Source organism: Pseudomonas sp. PVC-5-1, assembly GCF_057444345.1.
In genome coordinates this window covers 497,501-513,188 of sequence record NZ_CM172024.1, presented here as the reverse complement: position 1 = coordinate 513,188, position 15,688 = coordinate 497,501, and the positions used below count along the sequence as shown (strand labels likewise).

The window sequence follows — 15,688 nt, the reverse complement described above, 5'->3', positions numbered from 1 at the left end:
CGTCACGTGTTATTCGGTTTCCAGATCGATATCGATACCGAGCGAACGGATCTCTTTGATCAACACGTTGAAGGACTCGGGCATGCCCGGCTCCATACGGTGATCGCCATCCACGATGTTCTTGTACATCTTGGTACGGCCGTTCACGTCGTCCGACTTCACTGTGAGCATTTCTTGCAGGGTGTATGCCGCGCCGTATGCTTCCAGCGCCCACACTTCCATCTCCCCGAAACGCTGACCACCGAACTGCGCCTTACCACCCAGCGGCTGCTGGGTAACCAGGCTGTAGGAACCAGTGGAACGCGCGTGCATCTTGTCGTCCACCAAGTGGTTCAGCTTGAGCATGTACATGTAACCAACGGTCACAGGACGCTCGAACTTGTTGCCGGTACGGCCATCGAACAGCACCATCTGGCCGCTCTCTGGCAGGTCGGCCAGCTTCAGCATGGCCTTGATCTCGCGCTCCTTGGCACCATCGAAGACCGGGGTAGCCATTGGCACGCCCTTCTTCAGGTTGTGGGCCAGGGCCAGGATCTCTTCGTCGGTGAACTCGTCCAGGTTTTCCTGGCGACCGCCGATCTCGTTGTAGACCTCGGTCAGGAACACGCGCAGTTCAGCGGCCTTGCGCTGCTCTTCGATCATGCGGTCGATCTTCTCGCCCAGACCCTTGGCCGCCAGGCCCAGGTGGGTTTCGAGGATCTGACCGACGTTCATACGCGAAGGTACACCCAGCGGGTTCAGTACGACATCGACCGGAGTACCGTTGGCGTCGTGCGGCATGTCTTCGACCGGCATGATTACCGAGACCACACCCTTGTTACCGTGACGACCGGCCATCTTGTCACCCGGCTGGATGCGACGGCGGATTGCCAGGTAAACCTTAACGATCTTCAGTACGCCCGGTGCCAGGTCATCACCCTGCTGCAGCTTGCGCTTCTTGTCTTCGAACTTGTCGTCCAGCAGACGGCGACGATCGACGATGTACTGCTGAGCCTTTTCCAGCTGCTCGTTCAGTGCATCTTCGGCCATGCGCAGTTTGAACCACTGCCCGTGCTCCAGACCATCCAGCACTTCGTCAGTGATCACGGTGCCTTTCTTCAGGCCCGCGCCACCGTCGACCACCTGGCCGTTCAGAGCAGAACGCAGACGCTCGAAGGTTGCACCTTCGACGATGCGGAACTCTTCATTGAGGTCCTTGCGGATCTCGTCCAGCTGCATCTTCTCGATGGCCAGGGCGCGACTGTCGCGCTCGACGCCATCACGGGTGAAGACCTGTACGTCGATGACGGTACCCTTGGTGCCGGTTGGCACGCGCAGGGAGGTGTCCTTAACGTCGCTGGCCTTCTCACCGAAGATTGCGCGCAGCAGTTTTTCTTCCGGAGTCAGCTGGGTTTCGCCTTTTGGCGTTACCTTGCCGACCAGGATGTCGCCAGCGCCGACTTCGGCACCCACGTAGACGATACCGGCTTCGTCCAGCTTGTTCAGTGCGGCTTCACCCACGTTCGGGATGTCCGCAGTGATTTCCTCTGGGCCAAGCTTGGTGTCACGCGCCACACAGGTCAGTTCCTGGATGTGGATGGTGGTGAAGCGGTCTTCCTGAACCACACGCTCGGACAGGCAGATGGAGTCTTCGAAGTTGAAGCCGTTCCACGCCATGAACGCGATGCGCATGTTCTGACCCAGTGCCAGTTCACCCATGTCGGTGGACGGGCCGTCGGCCATGATGTCGCCACGCTGAACCTTGTCACCCTTGCTCACCAGCGGACGCTGGTTGATGCAGGTGTTCTGGTTCGAACGGGTGTACTTGGTCAGGTTGTAGATATCCACACCTGCTTCGCCGGTTTCCACTTCGTCGTCGGCAACGCGAACAACGATACGGCTGGCGTCGACCGAGTCGATCACACCACCGCGGCGAGCAACCACGCAGACACCGGAGTCACGGGCAACGTTGCGCTCCATGCCGGTACCTACCAGCGGCTTGTCGGCGCGCAGGGTCGGTACAGCCTGACGCTGCATGTTGGAACCCATCAATGCACGGTTGGCGTCGTCGTGCTCGAGGAACGGAATCAACGACGCAGCGACGGAAACAACCTGCTTCGGCGAAACGTCCATCAGGGTGACGTCTTCCGGCGCCTTGACGGTGAATTCGTTCAGGTGACGAACAGCTACCAGCTCATCGATCAGTTGCTTCTTCTCGTTCATCGCGGCCGAAGCCTGGGCGATGACGTGATCCGCTTCTTCAATGGCCGACAGGAACACGATGTCGTCGCTGACCACGCCTTCCTTCACCACGCGGTACGGGCTTTCCAGGAAGCCGTACTGGTTGGTGCGGGCATAGGCTGCCAGGGAGTTGATCAGACCGATGTTCGGACCTTCTGGGGTCTCGATCGGGCACACACGGCCGTAGTGGGTCGGGTGTACGTCACGGACTTCGAAGCCGGCACGCTCACGGGTCAGACCGCCTGGGCCGAGTGCGGAGACGCGGCGCTTGTGGGTGATCTCGGAGAGCGGGTTGTTCTGGTCCATGAACTGGGACAGCTGGCTGGAACCGAAGAACTCTTTCACCGCTGCCGCAACCGGCTTGGCGTTGATCAGGTCTTGCGGCATCAAGCCTTCGCTTTCCGCCATCGACAGGCGTTCCTTGACCGCGCGCTCAACACGCACCAGGCCAACGCGGAACTGGTTCTCGGCCATCTCACCAACGCAACGTACACGACGGTTACCCAGGTGGTCGATGTCGTCGACGATGCCTTTGCCGTTACGGATGTCGACCAGGGTCTTCAGAACCTCGACGATATCTTCCTTGCTCAGCACGCCCGAACCTTCGATCTCGGTACGACCGATACGACGGTTGAACTTCATGCGGCCAACGGCGGACAGGTCGTAACGCTCGGCGCTGAAGAACAGGTTGTTGAACAGGGTCTCGGCAGCATCCTTGGTTGGCGGCTCGCCAGGACGCATCATGCGGTAGATCTCGACCAGGGCTTCCAGCTGGTTGCTGGTGGTGTCGATCTTCAGGGTATCGGAGATGAACGGACCGCAATCGATGTCGTTGGTGTACAGGGTCTCGATACGGACGACCTGTGCCTTGGCGACCTTGATCAGCAGTTCGGTGGTCATCTCGGTGTTGCATTCGGCCAGGATCTCGCCGGTAGCCGGATGCACGATGGCCTTGGCGGTAGTGCGGCCCAGGACGTATTCCATAGGAACGTCCAGCTGCTTGACGCCGGCCTTCTCGAGCTGGTTGATGTGGCGCGCGGTAATACGGCGGCCCTGCTCGACGATGACTTTGCCGGTTTCGTCATGGATATCCATGACTGCAACCTCACCACGCAAACGCTGCGGTACCAGTTCCAGGCTGAGTTTCTCGCCGGAAATGTGGAACACGTTGGTGGTGTAGAAGGTATTCAGCACTTCTTCAGTGCTGTAACCCAGGGCACGCAGCAGCACCGAGGCCGGCAGTTTGCGGCGACGGTCGATACGTACGAACACGCAGTCCTTCGGGTCGAACTCGAAGTCCAGCCAGGAGCCGCGGTACGGGATGATGCGAGCGGAGTACAGCAGCTTGCCGGAGCTGTGAGTCTTGCCACGGTCGTGGTCGAAGAACACACCAGGCGAACGGTGCAGCTGGGAAACGATCACACGCTCGGTACCGTTGATAACGAAGGTACCGTTCTCAGTCATCAGGGGGATTTCACCCATGTAGACTTCTTGCTCTTTGATGTCCTTGATCGCTTTGTTCGACGACTCCTTGTCGAAGATGATCAGGCGCACCTTGACCCGCAGTGGGACCGCGAAGGTCACGCCACGCAGGACACATTCCTTCACATCGAAGGCGGGTTCGCCCAGGCGATAGCCTACGTACTCCAGGGCAGCATTGCCGGAGTAGCTGATGATCGGGAATACCGATTTGAAGGCCGCGTGCAGGCCGACGTCGCGGAACTGATCCTTGGATGCTCCCGCTTGCAGGAATTCGCGATACGAATCCAGCTGGATGGCCAGGAGGTAAGGCACATCCATGACGTCCGGCAACTTGCTAAAGTCCTTGCGGATACGTTTTTTCTCAGTGTATGAGTAAGCCATCAGCGTTCCCCAGCTTGGTCACCTGCTTGTTTGGCTTCTCCCGGCGGGAGCAGCCAGAAAATCGTGCAAACCCCTTGGTTTGCGCCACCCACATGGGTGTCTTGCAGCTTGTTATCGGGGCCGGCCTGACCGGCCACCAATAACGGAAAAAGGCCGGTGGCATAAGCCACCAGCCATCAGCCCTTCGCTCAACGCTCGGACTGGAGTCGCAAGGTCGAGATTACTTCAGCTCGACTTTAGCGCCAGCTTCTTCCAGCTTCTTCTTCGCGTCTTCAGCGGCTTCTTTCGAAACGCCTTCAGCGATAACCTGAGGAGCGCCGTCGACTTTCTCTTTGGCTTCTTTCAGGCCCAGACCGGTCAGTTCACGAACGGCCTTGATCACGTTTACTTTCTTGTCGCCAGCTTCGGTCAGAACGACGTTGAACTCGGTCTGCTCTTCAACAGCGGCAGCAGCGCCAGCAGCTGGGCCAGCGGCAACAGCGGCAGCAGCGGTAACGCCGAAGGTTTCTTCCATCGCTTTGATCAGTTCAACAATTTCCAGAACAGTTTTCTGGCCGATTGCTTCGATGATTTGCTCGTTAGTCAGAGACATGACTTCAATCCTGTATTGGGGTGACAGCCTACGCAGCCATCAAATTAAACGTATGATTTTGAAAGAGTTGCGCGTGCCTTAGGCAGCAGCAGCTTCTTTCTGGTCGCGCAGAGCTGCCAGGGTACGAGCCAGCTTGCTGGTTGCACCTTGGATTACGCTCATCAGCTGTGCGATAGCCTCGTCGCGAGTTGGCAGGGTTGCCAGCACGTCGATCTGGTTAGCGGCAAGGAACTTGCCGTCGAACGCAGCTGCCTTGATCTCGAACTTGTCCTGACCCTTGGCGAACTCTTTGAACAGACGAGCAGCAGCGCCCGGGTGTTCGTTGGAGAAAGCAATCAGGGTCGGGCCTTTGAACGCGTCGTTGAGGATCGAGAATTCGGTGCCTTCAACAGCGCGCTTCAGCAGGGTGTTACGTACGACACGTACGTAAACGCCAGCTTCGCGGGCCTCTTTACGGAGTCCGGTCATTGCGCCTACAGTCACACCACGGGCATCAGCCACGACAGCGGACAGAGCGACTTTGGCAGCCTCGTTGACTTCAGCGACGATGGCCTTCTTGTCTTCGAGTTTAATTGCCACGGGTTTACTCCTGGTTTTTACCGTTTCATCTGGCCGAGGCCGGATGTCGTTTTGGTGTCTGATTCGGTAACGAATCGGGAGCACCATCTGCGTGGGCTGGTGTTTTAAGGCTTGCGCCGCCTACGGTCTTGGATAGCCCCCGCCAGGCAGGGACCCCAATTTTTGCTGGTGGCGCGACAGGTCGCGCCACCATGTTCTTACACGTTCAGCGAGCTCTGATCGATGACCAGACCTGGGCCCATGGTGGTGCTCAGGGTAACGCGCTTGACGTAGATACCTTTCGAGGAAGCTGGCTTGATACGCTTCAGATCAGCGATCAGGGCTTCAACGTTTTCCTTCAGCTTGCCGGCTTCGAAGCCGACCTTGCCAACGGAGGTGTGGATGATACCGTTCTTGTCGGTACGGTAGCGAACCTGACCAGCCTTGGCGTTCTTGACGGCGCCGGCTACGTCTGGGGTCACGGTACCAACTTTCGGGTTAGGCATCAGGCCGCGAGGACCCAGAACCTGACCCAGCTGACCTACAACGCGCATGGCATCAGGCGATGCGATAACGACGTCATAGTTCAGGTCGCCGCCTTTCATTTCGGCAGCCAGATCGTCCATACCTACGCGGTCAGCGCCGGCAGCCAGAGCGGCTTCAGCAGCTGGACCCTGGGTGAAGACAGCAACGCGAACGGTCTTGCCAGTGCCGTGCGGCAGCACGGTAGCGCTACGTACGACCTGGTCGGATTTACGCGGGTCAACACCGAGGTTAACGGCGATGTCGTAGGATTCTACGAACTTGGCAGCCGGCAGCGAAGCCAGCAGAGTGGCCGCTTCTTCGAAGTTGTAGGCCTTGCCTGCTTCGATTTTCTCGGCGATTGCCTTTTGGCGTTTGGTCAGCTTAGCCATTACACACCCTCCACGTTCAGGCCCATGCTGCGGGCAGAGCCAGCGATGGTGCGTACAGCAGCGTCCAGGTCAGCGGCAGTCAGATCAGCCTGTTTAGCTTTGGCGATGTCTTCCAGCTGAGCACGGGTAACGGTACCGACTTTAACGGTGTTCGGGCGAGCCGAACCACTGGTCAGGCCAGCAGCTTTCTTCAGCAGAACCGAGGCAGGGGTGCTCTTGGTCTCGAAGGTGAAGCTACGGTCGCTGTAGACAGTGATGATCACAGGAGTCGGCAGGCCGGCTTCTTGACCCTGGGTACGGGCGTTGAAGGCCTTGCAGAATTCCATGATGTTCACACCGTGTTGACCCAGTGCTGGACCAACGGGTGGGCTTGGGTTGGCCTGGCCGGCCTTAACTTGCAGCTTGATGTAAGCCTGAATCTTCTTAGCCATGAGCTACTCCAAAATCGGGTACGAACGCCTGTTGGCTCCCCGGATGACTTGCGTTTTATCCCAGTGACGACAAAACCCCGCAGCACACAGGGCTGCGGGGTATGGGATGCTTCGTCCGCCTAGACCTTTTCGACCTGGCTGAACTCGAGCTCCACCGGAGTAGAGCGACCGAAAATGAGCACCGCTACCTGCAGGCGACTCTTTTCGTAGTTAACCTCTTCGACACTACCATTGAAGTCAGCGAACGGACCGTCAATGACTCGAACCACTTCACCCGGCTCGAACAGCGTCTTCGGCTTCGGCTTATCGCTACCGTCGGCAACGCGACGCAGGATAGCCTCTGCTTCTTTATCGGTGATCGGCGCAGGCTTGTCTGCGGTGCCGCCAATAAAGCCCATCACACGAGGGGTGTCCTTGACCAAGTGCCAAGTCCCTTCGTTCATCTCCATCTGGACCAGTACATAGCCAGGGAAGAATTTACGCTCACTCTTGCGCTTCTGGCCGTTGCGCATTTCGACGACTTCTTCGGTCGGGACCAGGATCTCGCCGAAACCGTCTTCCATGCCAGCCAGCTTGACGCGCTCGATCAGGGAGCGCATTACATGCTTCTCGTAACCCGAGTAAGCATGCACAACATACCAACGCTTAGCCACGGGACACCTTTAGCCAACGATCAAGGAGACCGCCCAGCCGAGCAGGGAATCAAGACCCCACAGCAGCAGTGCCATAACCAGCACGACAGCCACGACAATCAGCGTGGTCTGGGTGGTTTCCTGGCGGGTCGGCCACACGACTTTACGAATCTCGGTACGAGCTTCCTTCGCCAGCGCAAAGAACGACTTGCCCTTCGCAGTCTGCAGAGCTACAAAGCCCGCGACAGCAGCCAGGACGAGAAGTGCAAGGACGCGATACAGGATCGGAGAGGCGGAGTAATACTGGTTACCCACTACACCGACAACCACCAAAGCCACTACAGCCAGCCACTTGAACAGATCAAAACGCGATTCTTGGGCTTCAGTTTTGGGAGTCATCGAGGAGGATCCTGTGAGAAGAAAGCCATCACACCGAGGTGAAATGGCAGGTCAGGAGGGAATCGAACCCCCAACCTACGGTTTTGGAGACCGTCGCTCTGCCAATTGAGCTACTGACCTGTAACGCTGTATCAGGCCGGCCATTATACCGGCCTGATCAAGTAAATCAACTACTTATTCAATAATTTTTGCTACGACGCCGGCGCCGACGGTACGACCGCCTTCACGGATAGCGAAGCGCAGACCGTCTTCCATTGCGATGGTCTTGATCAGGGTGACAGTCATCTGAATGTTGTCACCTGGCATTACCATTTCAACGCCTTCCGGCAGTTCGCAGTTACCGGTCACGTCAGTGGTACGGAAGTAGAACTGAGGACGGTAGCCTTTGAAGAACGGAGTGTGACGACCGCCTTCTTCCTTCGACAGAACGTAGACTTCTGCAGTGAACTTGGTGTGCGGCTTGACCGAACCTGGCTTGACCAGAACCTGGCCACGCTCAACGTCGTCACGCTTGGTACCACGCAGCAGAACGCCGCAGTTCTCACCAGCACGGCCTTCATCCAGCAGCTTGCGGAACATCTCAACACCGGTGCAGGTGGTGGTGGTGGTGTCACGCAGACCAACGATTTCCAGCGGATCCTGAACGCGGACGATACCACGCTCGATACGACCGGTAACAACGGTACCACGACCCGAGATCGAGAATACGTCTTCGATCGGCATCAGGAACGGCTGGTCAACGGCACGAACTGGCTCAGGGATGTAGGCATCCAGAGTTTCTACCAGCTTCTTGACAGCGGTAGTACCCATTTCGTTGTCGTCTTTGCCTTCCAGGGCCATACGAGCCGAACCGATGATGATCGGGGTGTCGTCGCCTGGGAAGTCGTAGGTGGACAGCAGGTCGCGAACTTCCATCTCGACCAGTTCCAGCAGCTCGGCGTCGTCTACCAGGTCAGCCTTGTTCAGGAAGACCACGATGTAAGGTACGCCTACCTGACGGGACAGCAGGATGTGCTCACGGGTTTGTGGCATCGGACCATCGGCGGCCGAGCAAACCAGGATCGCGCCATCCATCTGAGCAGCACCGGTGATCATGTTCTTCACGTAGTCAGCGTGACCTGGGCAGTCAACGTGAGCGTAGTGACGAATGTTCGAGTTGTACTCGACGTGAGCGGTGTTGATGGTGATACCGCGCGCTTTTTCTTCCGGAGCCGAGTCGATCTTGTCGAACTCAACGACTGCCGAACCGAAAACTTCGGAGCAGACGCGAGTCAGAGCTGCGGTCAGAGTGGTCTTACCGTGGTCAACGTGGCCGATAGTGCCGACGTTAACGTGGGGAAGGGAACGATCAAACTTTTCCTTAGCCATCGATACAATCCTCCGCAGAAGAAATAGTCTTGCGCTGATAAAACAAAGGCAGATATTTTCATATCTGCCTTGTTTATATGGAGCTCTTGAGCGGACTTGAACCGCTGACCTCACCCTTACCAAGGGTGTGCTCTACCAACTGAGCTACAAGAGCGAAACACTTTGTGCAAAATCCAGCAAACTTGGAGCGGGTAGCGGGAATCGAACCCGCATCATCAGCTTGGAAGGCTGAGGTTCTACCACTAAACTATACCCGCGGAGCTTGCGGCTCTCGCTAAAACTGGTGGAGGGAGAAGGATTCGAACCTTCGAAGCTCTCGCAACGGATTTACAGTCCGTCCCCTTTGACCGCTCGGGAATCCCTCCAGATGTGGCCGGCATTCTATTTGTCTGCCGTCCTAGTGTCAAGCGTTTTTTCAAATTTTTTCAATCAAATCTGAAACTTAGCTGCTTTGACACTGCTTCCAGTTCTGCCACCTGAGTGGTGTTCCCTGTGAAGCGGGCGCCATTCTATCAAGCTATTCGCCAGTTGCAATACCCTGGCAGAAAATAATTTTGTGTTTTAAGTCTTTGAAATCGTTGGAAAGAGTCGCAAGGACGGTTTGATCCAGCAAACGCTCGCTTTCCGGGGCAACCTTGAGCCAACGACCGTCCGCCCCTGGCAGCTGCCCCACCACCGGCAGCGTGGCAATATCCAAGCTCACCAAACGCTGACGCAGCGCATCGAGCTGCCCCTGCCCCATCACACCACCGACCACCAGGCACTCGTCCCGCCGCTTGGGCGGTGCCGACACCCCTGTTTCGCGCAACAGGCGGATTTCTTGCTGATTGCCCTTGTACAGCGACAAGGGCGCGACTTCCTTGACCTTCAGCGGGGCTTCCTGCTGGTGCCACACGTAATAGAAGACGTTAAGCACCAGTAACAGCAGAAACAACCAACGCATAGGCACCTCAATCCAATGGGCAGGCCATGGCCAGGCCTACGAAAACCAGGTCAGGCACGACACGCGCCTGGGGGACGGCCTCCTTTACCAGCGGCGCATCGCCACCTGTGAGGAACACCGTGAAATCCTCCCCCCACAATGCACGCGCCTGTTCGAGCTGGGTACGCGCAAAACCCTGAAGCATCAACACGCAACCGCGCTCGACCGCCTCGACCGTCGAGCGTCCCGGCGCCAGACTGGCCAATGCCCGCTCGGCGGAAGCATCGTCATAACGGATACGCCGGGTGTGCGTACGCAACTGGCTACGCATCAATGGCATCCCCGGGCAGATGTAGCCACCCAGATGCTCGCCATCCGCCGCAACGAAATCCGCTTTTGCAGCGGTCCCCAGATCAATGACCAGGCAGGCGCCCCTGGCCAAGTGAAAGGCTCCCAGCGCCGCCAACCAACGGTCCATGCCCAGGCGCTGGTAATCGTCATAGCCATTGCGCACACCCGCCATTTCCCGGGCCGGGTGCGCCACCCGTGCCTGCACGGCAAACGCCTGGGCAATCAGCGCGCAAAGCGCATCGGTTTCTTCCTCACTGCGCACACTGACAATGCGGCAACCGCTGAGACGCACCGAAGCCAGTGCAGCCACTTCGGCCACCAGCGCCTGATCGGAGTCGACGATACCGCCGCTTTCAATCACTGCATCAGCGACATGGATTACTCGCCATTTGATGAAGCTGTTACCGCAATCGAGCTCAAGAATCATCACGCAACCTCAAACTGAGCTCACCACCACTGAAGCTCTTCTCCACCCCGTCCACCTCAAGGCGCAAGCCGCCCTGCCCGTCGACGCCAAGAACCACGCCATCAATACGCATGCTACCGGCAACCAGAGAAACACTGCGCCCCTGCCAGAGGTGCGCCTGTTCCCATTCTTCCTGGAATGCGGCAAACCCATAGCGACGATGCCGTGCCAATTCGTGCTGCAACTGCTGATTGAGCAACGCTACCAGCCGGTTACGATCGATTGCCGCACCTACTTCGCGACGCATCGAGGTCCACACCTGGTCGACCTGATCGTTGGTCTGCATGTTCACATTGATGCCGATACCCAGCACCACATGACAAACATCTGCAGGGTCGCCCACCAACTCCAGGAGGATACCGGTGATCTTTTGCCCGCGTACGAGGACATCGTTGGGCCATTTGAGCCCCACATCCTTTACCCCAAAAGCCTGCAGGGTACGCATTACTGCCAACCCCACCACCAGGCTCAAGCCCTCGAGCTGGCGCATGCCACCATCTACGCGGAGAACCAGGCTGTAATACAGGTTTTCGGCAAACGGGCTGACCCACTGCCGACCGCGACGACCCCGGCCGGCGCTCTGGCGCTCGGCCAGGACCAGAAATGGAGCGACCTGCCCTTCCCCGGCTAGCCGCAGGCCTTCGGCATTGGTCGAGTCGATGCTTTCGTGGATGAACACGGGCCAATGCTCGCCTTCGGCAAACTCGGAGATCGCATGTGCATCGAGCAAAGCCAGTGGCGCCGACAGCTGATAGCCGCGCCCACGAACCTTGTGAATACTAAGGTTCAGCTCGCTCTCCAGGTGCTGCAGCTGTTTCCAAACGGCGCTGCGACTTACCCCGAGGGCCGCCCCCAGAGCTTCTCCGGAATGGAACCGACCATCCTTGAGGAGATTCAACAACTTCAGCATGCCAGTCTCGACTTGGAATAAGGCAGGCATGATAGCTATGGGCCGTTGGCTTGCATAGGAAAAGGGCCCGCCGGCAAGGCGATGGGGATCCTGCAGCATACCCTGAAGACCCCGCCGCACTTATGGGCTTTCGCCGCAAAGCAGGCGACGCGGTGGATGGCACCGGCCTTGCCGGTGTTCGCGGGTGAACCCGCTCCCACAGGGACTGCGTATGCCCGGGAATTTTTGCACCACAAAGACAAAACCCCTACCTGCATGCGCAGATAGGGGTTTTGCGAAATGAATCTTGACGATGACCTACTCTCACATGGGGAAACCCCACACTACCATCGGCGATGCATCGTTTCACTGCTGAGTTCGGGATGGGATCAGGTGGTTCCAATGCTCTATGGTCGTCAAGAAATTCTGTTGCCAGAATGTCCAGATGGACAGCCCAGCGAATTCGGATATGCGATATTTGTGATGTTGCGAACTTTCGGTTGTTTCGTCTTCACCACCGCAATCTGCGCTAGCAAATTGCTTGGGTGTTATATGGTCAAGCCTCACGGGCAATTAGTATTGGTTAGCTCAACGCCTCACAGCGCTTACACACCCAACCTATCAACGTCGTAGTCTTCGACGGCCCTTCAGGGGATTCAAGATCCCAGTGAGATCTCATCTTGAGGCAAGTTTCCCGCTTAGATGCTTTCAGCGGTTATCTCTTCCGAACATAGCTACCCGGCAATGCCACTGGCGTGACAACCGGAACACCAGAGGTTCGTCCACTCCGGTCCTCTCGTACTAGGAGCAGCCCCTCTCAAATCTCAAACGTCCACGGCAGATAGGGACCGAACTGTCTCACGACGTTCTAAACCCAGCTCGCGTACCACTTTAAATGGCGAACAGCCATACCCTTGGGACCGGCTTCAGCCCCAGGATGTGATGAGCCGACATCGAGGTGCCAAACACCGCCGTCGATATGAACTCTTGGGCGGTATCAGCCTGTTATCCCCGGAGTACCTTTTATCCGTTGAGCGATGGCCCTTCCATACAGAACCACCGGATCACTAAGACCTACTTTCGTACCTGCTCGACGTGTTTGTCTCGCAGTCAAGCGCGCTTTTGCCTTTATACTCTACGACCGATTTCCGACCGGTCTGAGCGCACCTTCGTACTCCTCCGTTACTCTTTGGGAGGAGACCGCCCCAGTCAAACTACCCACCATACACTGTCCTCGATCCGGATAACGGACCTGAGTTAGAACCTCAAAGTTGCCAGGGTGGTATTTCAAGGATGGCTCCATGAGAACTGGCGTCCCCACTTCAAAGCCTCCCACCTATCCTACACAAGCAAATTCAAAGTCCAGTGCAAAGCTATAGTAAAGGTTCACGGGGTCTTTCCGTCTAGCCGCGGATACACTGCATCTTCACAGCGATTTCAATTTCACTGAGTCTCGGGTGGAGACAGCGCCGCCATCGTTACGCCATTCGTGCAGGTCGGAACTTACCCGACAAGGAATTTCGCTACCTTAGGACCGTTATAGTTACGGCCGCCGTTTACCGGGGCTTCGATCAAGAGCTTCGCTTGCGCTAACCCCATCAATTAACCTTCCGGCACCGGGCAGGCGTCACACCCTATACGTCCACTTTCGTGTTTGCAGAGTGCTGTGTTTTTAATAAACAGTCGCAGCGGCCTGGTATCTTCGACCGGCATGGGCTTACGGAGCAAGTCCTTCACCCTCGCCGGCGCACCTTCTCCCGAAGTTACGGTGCCATTTTGCCTAGTTCCTTCACCCGAGTTCTCTCAAGCGCCTTGGTATTCTCTACCTAACCACCTGTGTCGGTTTGGGGTACGGTTCCCAGTTATCTGAAGCTTAGGAGCTTTTCTTGGAAGCATGGTATCAACCACTTCGTCGCCTAAAGGCAACTCGTCATCAGCTCTCGGCCTTGAAATCCCGGATTTGCCTAAGATTCCAGCCTACCACCTTAAACCTGGACAACCAACGCCAGGCTGGCCTAACCTTCTCCGTCCCTCCATCGCAATAACTGGAAGTACAGGAATATTAACCTGTTTTCCATCGACTACGCTTTTCAGCCTCGCCTTAGGGACCGACTAACCCTGCGTCGATTAACGTTGCGCAGGAAACCTTGGTCTTTCGGCGTGCGAGTTTTTCACTCGCATTGTCGTTACTCATGTCAGCATTCGCACTTCTGATACCTCCAGCAAGCTTCTCAACTCACCTTCACAGGCTTACAGAACGCTCCTCTACCGCGTCATCAAAGATGACACCCGTAGCTTCGGTGCATGGTTTGAGCCCCGTTACATCTTCCGCGCAGGCCGACTCGACTAGTGAGCTATTACGCTTTCTTTAAAGGGTGGCTGCTTCTAAGCCAACCTCCTAGCTGTCTAAGCCTTCCCACATCGTTTCCCACTTAACCATGACTTTGGGACCTTAGCTGACGGTCTGGGTTGTTTCCCTTTTCACGACGGACGTTAGCACCCGCCGTGTGTCTCCCATGCTCGGCACTTCCAGGTATTCGGAGTTTGCATCGGTTTGGTAAGTCGGGATGACCCCCTAGCCGAAACAGTGCTCTACCCCCTGGAGTGATACATGAGGCGCTACCTAAATAGCTTTCGAGGAGAACCAGCTATCTCCGAGCTTGATTAGCCTTTCACTCCGATCCACAGGTCATCCGCTAACTTTTCAACGGTAGTCGGTTCGGTCCTCCAGTCAGTGTTACCTAACCTTCAACCTGCCCATGGATAGATCGCCCGGTTTCGGGTCTATACCCAGCGACTAAACGCCCTATTAAGACTCGCTTTCGCTACGCCTCCCCTATTCGGTTAAGCTCGCCACTGAATATAAGTCGCTGACCCATTATACAAAAGGTACGCAGTCACCTAACAAAGTAGGCTCCCACTGCTTGTACGCATACGGTTTCAGGTTCTATTTCACTCCCCTCTCCGGGGTTCTTTTCGCCTTTCCCTCACGGTACTGGTTCACTATCGGTCAGTCAGTAGTATTTAGCCTTGGAGGATGGTCCCCCCATATTCAGACAAAGTTTCTCGTGCTCCGTCCTACTCGATTTCATTGACAAGAGATTTTCGTGTACGGGGCTATCACCCACTATGGCCGCACTTTCCAGAGCGTTCCACTAATCTCAAATCAACTTAAGGGCTGGTCCCCGTTCGCTCGCCACTACTAAGGGAATCTCGGTTGATTTCTTTTCCTCAGGGTACTTAGATGTTTCAGTTCCCCTGGTTCGCCTCTTGCACCTATGTATTCAGTACAAGATACTCAGCTTGTGCTGAGTGGGTTCCCCCATTCAGAGATCTCTGGATCACAGTCTGTTTGCCGACTCCCCAAAGCTTATCGCAGGCTACCACGTCTTTCATCGCCTCTGACTGCCAAGGCATCCACCGTATGCGCTTCTTCACTTGACCATATAACCCCAAGCAATCTGGTTATACTGTGAAGACGACATTCGCCGAAAATTCGCATGTTGCTCTTTCGAGCAGAACTCACAAATTTTACCTTAGCCTGATTAACCAGCAGTGAAACTGGCCATCAGTCTATATCTATCACATATCCGAATTTTTAAAGAACGATCTGACAAAAGTCAGAAATCAACATTCGAGCTGAATGTTCATTTCTAAGTTCTGACAAGCTACTGCGTACGGCGAAAGTGGTGGAGCCAAGCGGGATCGAACCGCTGACCTCCTGCGTGCAAGGCAGGCGCTCTCCCAGCTGAGCTATGGCCCCGCATATTGGTAGGTCTGGGCAGATTTGAACTGCCGACCTCACCCTTATCAGGGGTGCGCTCTAACCAACTGAGCTACAGACCTATATATGGTCTTGATCGTCTTCAACCATGAATCAAGCAATTCGTGTGGGAGCTCATCAGTAGGCTGATGTCGTCGATTAAGGAGGTGATCCAGCCGCAGGTTCCCCTACGGCTACCTTGTTACGACTTCACCCCAGTCATGAATCACACCGTGGTAACCGTCCTCCCGAAGGTTAGACTAGCTACTTCTGGTGCAACCCACTCCCATGGTGTGACGGGCGGTGTGTACAAGGCCCGG

General features: G+C 56.4%; 11 protein-coding genes, 6 tRNA genes and 3 rRNA genes (1 of these 20 only partly in view). All 20 read right to left on the bottom strand.

All coding sequences use genetic code 11. The features are described from left to right. Positions 1-9: 9 nt before the first annotated feature. Positions 10-4,083: a DNA-directed RNA polymerase subunit beta gene (gene rpoB, locus AC2T3R_RS02245; RefSeq protein WP_013970631.1), complete on the bottom strand. Its 4,074-nt coding sequence runs from the start codon at positions 4,081-4,083 to the stop codon at positions 10-12. Between the two features lie 220 nt (positions 4,084-4,303). Then, a complete protein-coding gene (gene rplL / locus AC2T3R_RS02240) occupies positions 4,304-4,675 on the bottom strand; it encodes a 50S ribosomal protein L7/L12 (RefSeq protein ID WP_013970630.1) in 372 nt (123 codons plus the stop codon). A gap of 78 nt (positions 4,676-4,753) precedes the next feature. Further along, positions 4,754-5,254: a 50S ribosomal protein L10 gene (rplJ, locus tag AC2T3R_RS02235; protein ID WP_003257082.1), complete on the bottom strand. Its 501-nt coding sequence runs from the start codon at positions 5,252-5,254 to the stop codon at positions 4,754-4,756. A 197-nt stretch (positions 5,255-5,451) separates the two neighbouring features. Continuing rightward, on the bottom strand, positions 5,452-6,147 hold the full coding sequence (gene rplA / locus AC2T3R_RS02230; protein WP_013970629.1) for a 50S ribosomal protein L1: 696 nt from the start codon (positions 6,145-6,147) through the stop codon (positions 5,452-5,454). Beyond that, a complete protein-coding gene (rplK, locus tag AC2T3R_RS02225) occupies positions 6,147-6,578 on the bottom strand; it encodes a 50S ribosomal protein L11 (protein WP_003255500.1) in 432 nt (143 codons plus the stop codon). The genes rplA and rplK overlap by 1 nt, the downstream gene beginning before the upstream one ends. Positions 6,579-6,697: 119 nt before the next feature. Next, entirely contained in the window at positions 6,698-7,231 is a 534-nt protein-coding gene (gene nusG / locus AC2T3R_RS02220; RefSeq protein ID WP_003255501.1) for a transcription termination/antitermination protein NusG, read from the bottom strand. Between the two features lie 9 nt (positions 7,232-7,240). Next, complete coding sequence (gene secE / locus AC2T3R_RS02215; RefSeq protein WP_003257081.1) at positions 7,241-7,609, bottom strand: preprotein translocase subunit SecE; 369 nt, start codon at positions 7,607-7,609, stop codon at positions 7,241-7,243. 44 nt (positions 7,610-7,653) lie between these two features. After that, a tRNA-Trp gene (locus tag AC2T3R_RS02210) sits at positions 7,654-7,729 on the bottom strand. Between the two features lie 54 nt (positions 7,730-7,783). Next, on the bottom strand, positions 7,784-8,977 hold the full coding sequence (gene tuf / locus AC2T3R_RS02205; RefSeq protein WP_013970626.1) for an elongation factor Tu: 1,194 nt from the start codon (positions 8,975-8,977) through the stop codon (positions 7,784-7,786). Between the two features lie 78 nt (positions 8,978-9,055). After that, positions 9,056-9,131, bottom strand: a tRNA-Thr gene (locus AC2T3R_RS02200). 29 nt (positions 9,132-9,160) lie between these two features. Continuing rightward, positions 9,161-9,234 (bottom strand) — tRNA-Gly (locus tag AC2T3R_RS02195). Positions 9,235-9,258: 24 nt separating this feature from the next. Beyond that, a tRNA-Tyr gene (locus tag AC2T3R_RS02190) sits at positions 9,259-9,342 on the bottom strand. 152 nt (positions 9,343-9,494) lie between these two features. Continuing rightward, a complete protein-coding gene (locus AC2T3R_RS02185) occupies positions 9,495-9,920 on the bottom strand; it encodes a hypothetical protein (protein ID WP_023662661.1) in 426 nt (141 codons plus the stop codon). A gap of 7 nt (positions 9,921-9,927) precedes the next feature. Continuing rightward, positions 9,928-10,677 (bottom strand): pantothenate kinase, encoded by a 750-nt coding sequence (locus tag AC2T3R_RS02180; RefSeq protein WP_013970624.1) that lies wholly within the window; start codon positions 10,675-10,677, stop codon positions 9,928-9,930. Continuing rightward, a complete protein-coding gene (gene birA, locus AC2T3R_RS02175) occupies positions 10,667-11,626 on the bottom strand; it encodes a bifunctional biotin--[acetyl-CoA-carboxylase] ligase/biotin operon repressor BirA (protein WP_486745262.1) in 960 nt (319 codons plus the stop codon). Before birA ends, AC2T3R_RS02180 begins: the two co-directional genes overlap by 11 nt. A 284-nt stretch (positions 11,627-11,910) precedes the next feature. Next, positions 11,911-12,026: ribosomal RNA gene (gene rrf, locus AC2T3R_RS02170) — 5S ribosomal RNA — on the bottom strand. A gap of 131 nt (positions 12,027-12,157) precedes the next feature. Further along, a 23S ribosomal RNA gene (locus AC2T3R_RS02165) occupies positions 12,158-15,049 on the bottom strand. Between the two features lie 243 nt (positions 15,050-15,292). After that, positions 15,293-15,368: transfer RNA gene (locus AC2T3R_RS02160), tRNA-Ala, on the bottom strand. A gap of 6 nt (positions 15,369-15,374) precedes the next feature. Further along, positions 15,375-15,451, bottom strand: a tRNA-Ile gene (locus AC2T3R_RS02155). A gap of 77 nt (positions 15,452-15,528) precedes the next feature. After that, positions 15,529-15,688: ribosomal RNA gene (locus AC2T3R_RS02150) — 16S ribosomal RNA — on the bottom strand; it runs 1,377 nt beyond the window's last position. Together the 16S, 23S and 5S rRNA genes with 2 tRNA genes alongside form the textbook arrangement of a ribosomal RNA operon.

Excerpts from the sequence above, each read along its gene's own strand:
- rpoB (WP_013970631.1), bottom strand. The coding sequence starts at position 4,083 with ATGGCTTACTCATACACTGAGAAAAAACGTATCCGCAAGGACTTTAGC.
- secE (WP_003257081.1), bottom strand. The coding sequence starts at position 7,609 with ATGACTCCCAAAACTGAAGCCCAAGAATCGCGTTTTGATCTGTTCAAG.
- tuf (WP_013970626.1), bottom strand. The coding sequence starts at position 8,977 with ATGGCTAAGGAAAAGTTTGATCGTTCCCTTCCCCACGTTAACGTCGGC.
- AC2T3R_RS02185 (WP_023662661.1), bottom strand. The coding sequence starts at position 9,920 with ATGCGTTGGTTGTTTCTGCTGTTACTGGTGCTTAACGTCTTCTATTAC.
- rplA (WP_013970629.1), bottom strand. The coding sequence starts at position 6,147 with ATGGCTAAGCTGACCAAACGCCAAAAGGCAATCGCCGAGAAAATCGAA.
- rplL (WP_013970630.1), bottom strand. The coding sequence starts at position 4,675 with ATGTCTCTGACTAACGAGCAAATCATCGAAGCAATCGGCCAGAAAACT.
- AC2T3R_RS02180 (WP_013970624.1), bottom strand. The coding sequence starts at position 10,677 with ATGATTCTTGAGCTCGATTGCGGTAACAGCTTCATCAAATGGCGAGTA.
- rplK (WP_003255500.1), bottom strand. The coding sequence starts at position 6,578 with ATGGCTAAGAAGATTCAGGCTTACATCAAGCTGCAAGTTAAGGCCGGC.
- birA (WP_486745262.1), bottom strand. The coding sequence starts at position 11,626 with ATGCTGAAGTTGTTGAATCTCCTCAAGGATGGTCGGTTCCATTCCGGA.